The sequence below is a fragment of the Nostoc sp. NMS8 genome, from assembly GCF_017115045.1.
GTDB lineage: Bacteria > Cyanobacteriota > Cyanobacteriia > Cyanobacteriales > Nostocaceae > Nostoc.
This window is the reverse complement of record NZ_JABXKK010000016.1, coordinates 19,908-28,949: the sequence shown is the minus strand read 5'-3', so window position 1 is coordinate 28,949 and position 9,042 is coordinate 19,908. Positions and strand designations below refer to the sequence as shown.

The window sequence follows — 9,042 nt, the reverse complement described above, 5'->3', positions numbered from 1 at the left end:
CAACGTTCGAGCAAAAAGGTGCAAGTTCCGAGTTCAGAAGCTCAACGTTCGAGCAAAAAGGTCGAATGAATCAAAACATTTAGATAAATCTTGACAAAGCTAGTAGTCTGTCAATAAATAATTGATGGATAAATTACCTGTAGAGACGGCGATTTATCGCGTCTCTTGAACTCATCCCTAATTGGCCTTATTCCTCCTTAGTTGGTCGTTCGCCAATTGCGATCGCTAACTCAATTAACACTCCACCCCGGACAAGTTGCACGTTCACAGCTTTACCAATGCGATCGCTACTATTGAGCAACGCCAACACATCACCTGTATCGCCGACAGTTACGCCATCGAACGTTACTAAAACATCGCCAAGCAGCACACCTGCATTTTCAGCAGGCCCCGCAGCCTCAACATTGACAACAATTACCCCAGTTGCCGAACTTAAATTGAGAGCAGTTTTTAGATTCTTTGGTAAACGTACAGGCTGCATTCCTAGACCCAAGTAGCCCTTAGAAATGTGTCCTTTTGCCACTAATTGGTCAACCACGCGATCGATTGTAGCAGTGGGAATAGTCAGAGCAGTACCACGCCGCCCCGATGTATTCATACCTACTACCAAACCTGCCGCATCTACTAGTGGCCCGCCTGCAAAGCCAGAATAAAGGGCGATGTCTGGGCGGATGAATTGGTCAATATTGCCGCCATTCATACTTCGCCAAGCACCGCTAACCACGCTGACTGCACCCATCGCCGCCCTTAAGTCACCTTCGCTACCTCTTGCCAGTCCTAAAACTAGATGACCAACTTTCAGCGTTTTGGCATCACCAACTTTTGCCACAGGTATTTCTGCATTTTCTAGTTTAAAAACAGCTATATCAGTGCTAGAGTCATGACCAACGAGTGTTACTGGTGCAGTGCTACCATTTGATAACGTAATAGTGATGTTGTCATAGCGTTGGAGAGACTCATCAGAGGTAACAATAATGCCATTACGCCAGTGAATGCCACTTTGAGAAAGACGTGTACCCCCATTTACGGCAACTACAGCACTTCCAGCTTCTTCTACGGTGTCAGCTAAACTGTTGGATAAAGCCAGTAATGAAGACATAAGATTTTTCCGCCAATGTTCTTAGATGTTCATATCGTGCCGTTTTCTGAACACAGATGGCATCGGAAGAATGGGGAGAATTCATCCTAGAAAAATGGCTAGGACAAGAAGGCAAAAGTCAAAAGATAGTCCCGATAAATTGCCGTCAAGACAAAAGACTGATTATTGTAGAGACGGCGATTCATCGCGTCTCTTGACTTAACCGAAGCGAGACTTAAACAAATGGACACCCAATCAAGAGAAATCAACTTACTCACTCCATCTAGCAAACTACCTCTAGATGGCAAGAGAATTTTAGTAACAGCACCGAGAAATTATGCTTCTAGGTTATCTGAACAAATCATCAAACAAGGTGGTTTACCTATTTTCATGCCTACTATCGAAACCTGCTATTTATCAAACTACAATCAGTTAGATGCTGCTCTAAATCACATAGACGAATTTGATTGGATTGTCTTTACAAGTAGAAATGGCATCACTGCATTTTTTCACCGCATGAATGATTTGAATATTCCTATATCTGTGGTGCAAAAATGTCACTTATGTGCTTTAGGAAAAGATGCAGAAAGCTTATTAGCTTTTTGTGGCAAGGTAGATTTAATCCCAACAGAACCTAGTCCAGCCGGAATTGTGGCTGAACTCGCAAAACTTCCGCAAATTAAAGAGAAAAAAGTCCTAATACCTGCTCCAGAAGTTGTTGGTTTACCTGAGCCTGATGTCGTACCCAATTTAATTACAGATTTGCAGAAATTGGGTATAGAAATAACTCGCGTACCCACTTATATTACGCAGGCTTTAGACAAAAGTATCTATAGTGTGGAATTAAACCTGATACGTCAAGGAATTATCAATGTAATAGCCTTCAGTAGCACAGCAGAAGTAGAAAGCTTTTTGAAAATGGTTAACTCGCAAAGCGATTATCAAGGCTGCATTATTGCATGTTTCGGCCCTTATACAACTGCTAATGCTCAAAAGTTGGGTATGAATGTTTCGATCGTGTCTAAAGACTATAGTTCATTTCAGGGATTTGCTGAAGCGATCGCAGCATTTTTTACTCTTACTTTCAGTTCACACTAACTGCCTCAAGATATAGATTAATTAACGACATTTGACTCTAGACTAGCAGCACATAAACCCGTAGTATCAAAAATGGAGTTTATATTGAGTTAGGAATTTTTTATGGCAACTTACAAGGTTACACTACGTATCCCAGAAGGTGAACACGCAGGTGAACACGTAATTGAAGTCCCTGATGATGAGTACATCCTAGAGGTCGCTAACGAAGAATATCACCTGGACTTGCCCTATTCCTGTAACGCTGGTTCTTGCTCTACCTGTACCGGTAAGCTGATTTCAGGTACAGTTAACCAAGACGATCAGAACTTCTTAGACAACGATCAAATTGACGAGGGATGGGTTCTTACCTGCGTTGCATATGCTACTTCTGACTGTGTTATCGAAACCCATCAAGAAGAAGCGCTTAACGCTTAACTAAGAAATGTGGATTTAAGATAATACGAAATCCCCCACCCTCAACTCTTAGTAAGTAGGGTGGGGTTGAAGAAGAATTCACAAATACAGAATGGGCTACACCCCACTGCGCTATCGAATATTCGCTTTGTGCGTCGTTTTTTTATTGAGGTAAAAGAGAAAAATTACATATTGTGAATAAGTATAAAATTATGCTATTACTATAAAATTTGCTACTGCATTATTACTGTAATAACTAAGTTTAGCTAAAAATAGGACTTACGCATTAACCTAATGGTTACAAATTAAAAGATACGAATTTTTACAGCGATCGCTTGATATCTCTGGGCTTAATAACATATTTTGCTTATAGGCTCAGGTTGGTATAGTTAGAAATAATGTTCCCGTTTTGAGTTCCTGTATTCAAGTCCAAAATCGTCTGATAAGTTGCGTCTCCAGATATTGGGTTATTGAAATGATGAACATTATTCCACTCAATAACTAGTTGATCGTTAATGATATCGCTGTTAATATCATTGAATTTATAAAACACCAAATCATCTACCCAATCATCCCAAGCTTTAGCGATCACAGGTTGGACTAATTTTGTAGTTAGATCGTCGTTGTCTGTACCAACCGATGTGTTTCCTAGCTGCTTCGTCATATTATTGTCCTTTGATAAAACTCTGGATTAGATTAAAATACTTGTTAGCTACAAGGATTTAGATTGATAGCACTGTTTACTCCCAGTACTAATCTACTTGGGTATTAGCCATGCTCCTCGTAAGCACTCTTCATGAAGCATTACAAAATGTTTGAAAAGTTCTCTGATCGGCAGTAAAACGTTCTAGATAGAGTTTTTTATAGAACATCAATAGTTTATACAAGCTAGAATCGAACTAACACTGTATTTACACTTAAATAGCATCAGACTGATTCAAAGTTGAGTGAATTTATATAGCAATCCGATAGCGAAGCGGTAGCGAGTCATCGAGCGTCTTTGATTTTTGAACTTATTTGCGTGCTGCGCTTCTCGCACCATAAGCGCGATAGGCAGAGAGTAGGGAATCAAGCCTTTTCGAGTTGTAGGGAGTTTTTCACGCAATCAAATACCGCGATCGCACTTCTGCATTCCAATAGGAGTTGCCAAAATGACTACAAGAGACTATGTACGTATTGAGAATTATCGGCAGCTAGTAAGAATTGTCTACTAAGAGACATTTATTAATTGATATCTAGGCATTAAATCATCATTTATTTACATCATCCGGAGGATTATAACTTTAATTTGTAGTTATATATATTCCGATCGCACTAGGTCACGCTTACAAATGAATCGGGTTGTTCGCCGTTCTTTTTCTTACTTACTGTGTTTGGGATTAGTAGTTGCTTTAACAGTTTTTTTACCCTCCTCACTACCAGTTTATTCCCAAAAAACAAGTCCTTTAACTACAGAAATTCGCGGCGTTTGGCTCACTAATGTTGCTAGTGGTGTACTCTTTGTCCCTTGGGGTATTAACCGTGCTATAAATCAATTATCGGCTCTCAATTTTAATACAATTTATCCTGTAGTTTGGAACCGAGGACATACTTTTTATAAAAGTGCGGTAGCCAAAATGACTACAGGCTCGGATACTCAACCTTTGCTCAACTTTCTGCATGGTGGGCAGGATGTTTTAGCAAAGATAGTAACACTTTCTAAAAATAAAGATATCAGAGTAATTCCCTGGTTTGAATATGGGTTCATGACTCCTCATTATTCGCAATTAGCAAGGCGTTATCCCGATTGGTTAACAATTGGTCAAAAAGGTATAAACTCTATTCAAGATGCCCCACCAGAAGAAATTGACAATGTTTTGGTGAGTAAACAGGCTTGGTTAAATCCTTTACATCCACAAGTACAAGAGTTTATTCAATCGCTAATATTAGAAGTAATCAGAGATTACGATGTGGATGGGATTCAGCTTGACGATCATTTTGGAATGCCTGTACAGTTTGGCTACGATCGCTTCACAATCAAACTCTACCAGCAAGAGCATCAAGGCAAAAGTCCCCCTATCGACCCTTCCAACCCAGAATGGATGCGTTGGCGAGCCGATAAAATTACTGATTTCATGGCGGAAATCTATCAAGCCATTAAAGCAGTTAAACCCAAAGTCAAAATATCTTTGTCTCCTAATTATCAAGCTTTTGCCTACAAATACTATTTGCAAGATTGGGAAAATTGGGTAAAAAAAGGTTTAGTTAATGAGTTAGTTTTGCAGGTATATCGAAACGATAAAAACTCTTTTATCGCTCAACTAGAACAACCATCTGTGAAATTGGCTCAAAGTTTAATTCCTGTAGGTATTGGTATATCAACGGGAACGGTAGGTAATCCGGTGAAAATGGCACAAGTTAGAGAACAAGTCCAAGCAGTGCGCGATCGCTACTTTGATGGTGTATCCTTTTTCTACTGGGAGAGTCTTTGGGGTTACATTGTACCTGAATCACCCCAACAACGACGCAAAGCTTTTTTTGATATGTTTAATGCTAAAACTGTCAGACTATTACAAACAAAGGCAGGAGGCAGAAGGCAGGAAAGAGGAGGAAAAAAATATTACGAGAAACTTTAGTTGTAGGTTATTGTCCAATAGTAAGTTGTTCCATATTTGAATTGCATAAGCTGGGCGCTCATGTTGCCATAGGTGTCAACTTAAGCAGGAAATAGCTTATCTGTTGACTTCCATGCCCGCCCGGAAATAAATTTTCGGGCTAATAGCTTAAGTCTACTTCAGTAGACTGGAGATTTTTGGCGATATTTAGTCATCTTCAGATGACTTTAGCTATGAGACGGGAATTTCAATTCCCGGCGGACAAGCGGTTTCGCGTTAAGTTGACACCAATGGCAAGATGCCCACCCCACAATAGTTATGTTTAATTTGATTATGCAAATTAGATGTTTTTTAGCTTATCAAAAATACTGAATGTGCCACGAGATACAAAGCGTCCATAGCCTAAGTACCACGCTTAAAAGTGTGGTTTCCTCTTGCAATAACTGCCTTCCTCCTCCTGAAAAACAAAGAAACTTTGATGCTATTTGCGCCTAGAAATACCAAATTTGGCTTTACACTGCTGTGGATTTTAGCTACTTTTGGCGGTTTTTTATTGAGTTTAATCTTAATTGAAGTCGGTGAAAAACCCGATGTTGGGGTAGTAGAAGCAGCTATTGGGGGATTTGCGATCGCACTTTTTCAAGGTTGTCTTCTCAAACAACCTATATTTTGTATCAGGTGGATTTTGGCAAGTCTTTTGGGTTGGAGTATAATCACTGCGATCGGTATTGGTGCTGTGGGTTGGATTGTACCTAGCACTCAGATTCTTCCCTTGAGAATCTTGTCAGGTGCGGTTTATGGTGGCCTTGGCGGTTTGGGGATTGGATTAGCACAATGGTTAGCAATTTCCCAGTATCAGACATGGCGATGGATATTTGTCTCTGCGGCAAGTTGGGCTGTTGCTATTCCTGTGGGTTCTGTTGTGGGAGCGATCTTGCGCCACTTAACGCAGTTATTCTTCGGCGAAGTCATAGGGTTAGCCATCACTTGGCTGCTAGTTGCTATCCTCACAGGGATCAATGCCCACAAATTGCGATTATAAGTTCCCACTCGCCACTCTATTATTAAGAATTATAAATTTAATTGATATATACTTATGATTGCAGTTAGATATGTGCAAAAATCTGAAAAAACTGTTAAAAACCAGTTTCAGTAAGTTTGCCCTAACCTGCAAATGTATTTTCACCTTCAACAAGCAGGATTTGTTAAGCTGACTCCTATTAGCTTTCCTAGATTTCTGACAAGAAGTAGAGAAAGATCCAAATTTCGATGAGCAACAGCTGACAATACTTTGCTATAGGCGCTAAAGTGCATCTACTACTACAAGCTTAACGATAAGAGAGCGCCTAGAAGAGTCAGTAATACCAGACAGGGACTCTCGCATGAATATAAATCCAGCAGAATCAACTATGGAGTTGACAAAATTATCACCACCTCAAATTCTTTTCGGCACACAAGTAGATGAGAAAAGCAGTAGCGAGCAATTTTTATTGAGCATGTACGATTCTGTGCAGGCATCAATATTTGTAGTTGATGTTCTAGAGGATGGAGATTTTCGATATGTAGCCCTTAATCCCACTCATGAGCGGTGGATAGGCATTTGCTCAGACGATCTCCGGGGCAAAAAACCTGAAGATATTCTCTCCCCCGTTGATGCTGCTAGGGTGCGTCAACGTTATGCTGACTGTGTAAGTTTCGGCACAACTATTTCTTACGAACAATGTTTGCAATTCCAGGGAATACCTACTTGGTGGAGTACGACTCTCACCCCACTCAAAGATGCTAACTCCAGGGTTTATCGACTGATTGGGACTAGCAGCAATATCACTCCTGTGAAGCAAGCAGAACAAGCCGTTGAACTCCAGATTGAACGAGAGCAATTGCTAGAAGCGATCGCTGGACGGATTCATCAATCTGTAGAATTAGAGACAATTCTGCATCAGACAACAATTGAACTCCGGCAGTTTTTGAATTGCGATCGCGTGTTAATTTATCGCTTCGAGGCTGATGGTAGTGGAATCATCATTGCCGAATCAACTGTAGCCGCCAGTAATCCTCTCTTGGGAAAAAACATCAGCGATCCCTGTTTGGCTAGCAAACATCCAGAACACTATGGAAGAGGCTGCATTCAAGTTGTCGAAGATATTTATGCAGCCGGACTGCATCCTTGCCATATAGATTTCCTGGCATCTTTGCAGATTAGAGCTAATCTAGTCGTGCCGATTTTCCAAGAGCAAGATATGTGGGGGCTATTAATTGCCCAGCATTGCCGAGAATCGCGTCAATGGCAGCAAACCGAAACTGACTTGCTCAAACAGTTGGCAACTCAAATCAGCATTGCCATCCAACAGGCAGAACTTCATCAGCAACTCCAGGATCTCAAAGCCCAGATAGAGTTGCAAAAACAGAAACACCTCAATCAGTTGCAGCAGGTACGAAACTTTGAAGCCTTGGTGCGACGGATGACAGAACAAATCCGTGACAGTCTAGATGAAACTCAGGTGTTGCAGACAGTCACCCAAGAATTAGCACAATTACTGAACCTTGAGCGTTGCCAAATCGAACTCTATAGCACCTGCCAAACTCTAGTTACTATCACTTACGAATACTGCATTAACTTACCCTCATGTCAAGGATTGAGTAGACAGATTGCAGACCGTCTGGAAGTTTATCAGCCGCTATTGCAAAAACAACCATTGCAATTTTTAGAAATTCAGCCGGGATGGCAACCAAAGTTGCTAGTTATGGCTCAGATGGCTTGTCCAATTTTCGATACTCAAGGGATTTTGGGAAATATTTGGTTGACAAGACCATCACAAGAGGCTTTTGATGAATTTGAAATTGAGTTAGTGCAGCAGGTAGCAAATGAATGTGCGATCGCCATTCGTCAAGCAAAGCTTTACAAACAAAACCAGGCACAGGTAAAAGAACTAGAAAAACGCGATCGGCTAAAAAACCAATTTCTCAGAACCCTCTCTCAAGAACTGCGGACACCAATAACAAGCATTAGTCTTGCAGTCCAGACTCTCGAAAGTGTCCTCACACCAGCAGAAATATCAGAGATAGAAATAGTTCCACAACTATTGCAAATTCTGCATAACGAGTGTGGGCGAGAAAGCAAGTTAATTAACGACTTACTCACACTTACATATCTCGAAGCCGAACCCGAACCTCCAACTTTGATTGCCATTGACTTTCAAAGCTGGCTTCACCCGATTATCGAGTCCTTTCGAGACCTCACCAATTGCCAGCGACAGCAGTTAAACCTGACTGTTGATCGTGCCTTGCCGCCTTTGGAGACAGATATTACTGATTTAGAGCGAATTGTCACCGAACTGCTTAACCATGCCTGCAAATACACACCAGCCGGTGAATACATCACAGTTTTTGCTCACCTGACAGGGGATGCGATCGAGCTTAATATTACCAATTCGGGAATAGAGTTTACCAGCAATGAACTCTCACGGATTTTTGAGCCTTTCTATCACCTTTCCAAACACGATCCTTGGAAACATAGCGGCACTGGATTGGAATTGGCATTAGTGCAGAAAATGGTCAGACATTTAGGCGGCTCAATTTATGTAGAGAGTGCAGTCGGTCAAACCACCTTCACTGTTAAATTCCCCTTTTAATTCGTTTTTGGGTGCGGTACTAGCTAAATTGTCAGAAGTTATGCTATGATTGTTATTCGTGTGGGTGACTAGCTCAACGGTAGAGCAGTAGACTCTTAATCTATTGGTTGCGGGTTCAAATCCCTCGTCACCCACTTCTTTCAGCTTCCAGATTTCACCTTTGACTAATTCTTGACTAAATTGAGTTGGTGGCTACCTCTGAAAGCCCCATTTATCAACGGTAAGTGCGACTAAAGCTTTGACTAAT

Annotated in this window: 8 protein-coding genes and 1 tRNA gene; 7 read left to right on the top strand and 2 right to left on the bottom strand. The window is 41.0% G+C overall.

Translation table 11 applies throughout. The annotated features are described in order from the left end of the window. Nucleotides 1-187: 187 nt before the first annotated feature. The gene (locus HWQ39_RS01345; RefSeq protein ID WP_292840473.1) at nucleotides 188-1,099 is read right to left on the bottom strand and encodes a trypsin-like peptidase domain-containing protein; all 912 of its coding nucleotides are present in this window, start codon (nucleotides 1,097-1,099) and stop codon (nucleotides 188-190) included. A 56-nt stretch (nucleotides 1,100-1,155) separates the two neighbouring features. On the opposite strand from HWQ39_RS01345, the gene HWQ39_RS01340 reads away from it, so the two are divergent. The 3 genes from HWQ39_RS01340 to HWQ39_RS01330 all read left to right on the top strand — a co-directional run bounded on the left by HWQ39_RS01340 (nucleotide 1,156) and on the right by HWQ39_RS01330 (nucleotide 2,590). Next, complete coding sequence (locus HWQ39_RS01340) at nucleotides 1,156-1,296, top strand: hypothetical protein (RefSeq protein WP_292840470.1); 141 nt, start codon at nucleotides 1,156-1,158, stop codon at nucleotides 1,294-1,296. Between the two features lie 25 nt (nucleotides 1,297-1,321). Next, nucleotides 1,322-2,176: a uroporphyrinogen-III synthase gene (locus HWQ39_RS01335; protein ID WP_292840467.1), complete on the top strand. Its 855-nt coding sequence runs from the start codon at nucleotides 1,322-1,324 to the stop codon at nucleotides 2,174-2,176. Nucleotides 2,177-2,278: 102 nt separating this feature from the next. Continuing rightward, nucleotides 2,279-2,590, top strand: coding sequence for a ferredoxin (locus tag HWQ39_RS01330; protein ID WP_292840464.1), 312 nt, complete (start codon nucleotides 2,279-2,281; stop codon nucleotides 2,588-2,590). A 346-nt stretch (nucleotides 2,591-2,936) separates the two neighbouring features. On the opposite strand, the gene HWQ39_RS01325 is transcribed toward HWQ39_RS01330, so the two are convergent. Next, on the bottom strand, nucleotides 2,937-3,233 hold the full coding sequence (locus HWQ39_RS01325; protein WP_292840461.1) for a hypothetical protein: 297 nt from the start codon (nucleotides 3,231-3,233) through the stop codon (nucleotides 2,937-2,939). A 667-nt stretch (nucleotides 3,234-3,900) separates the two neighbouring features. On the opposite strand from HWQ39_RS01325, the gene HWQ39_RS01320 reads away from it, so the two are divergent. From HWQ39_RS01320 to HWQ39_RS01305, 4 genes are all read left to right on the top strand, one after another. Next, nucleotides 3,901-5,184: a glycoside hydrolase family 10 protein gene (locus tag HWQ39_RS01320; RefSeq protein ID WP_292840458.1), complete on the top strand. Its 1,284-nt coding sequence runs from the start codon at nucleotides 3,901-3,903 to the stop codon at nucleotides 5,182-5,184. Between the two features lie 457 nt (nucleotides 5,185-5,641). Continuing rightward, complete coding sequence (locus tag HWQ39_RS01315) at nucleotides 5,642-6,205, top strand: hypothetical protein (protein ID WP_292840455.1); 564 nt, start codon at nucleotides 5,642-5,644, stop codon at nucleotides 6,203-6,205. A gap of 340 nt (nucleotides 6,206-6,545) precedes the next feature. Then, nucleotides 6,546-8,795: a GAF domain-containing protein gene (locus tag HWQ39_RS01310; RefSeq protein ID WP_292840451.1), complete on the top strand. Its 2,250-nt coding sequence runs from the start codon at nucleotides 6,546-6,548 to the stop codon at nucleotides 8,793-8,795. A 62-nt stretch (nucleotides 8,796-8,857) separates the two neighbouring features. Then, nucleotides 8,858-8,929, top strand: a tRNA-Lys gene (locus tag HWQ39_RS01305). Nucleotides 8,930-9,042 lie beyond the last annotated feature (113 nt).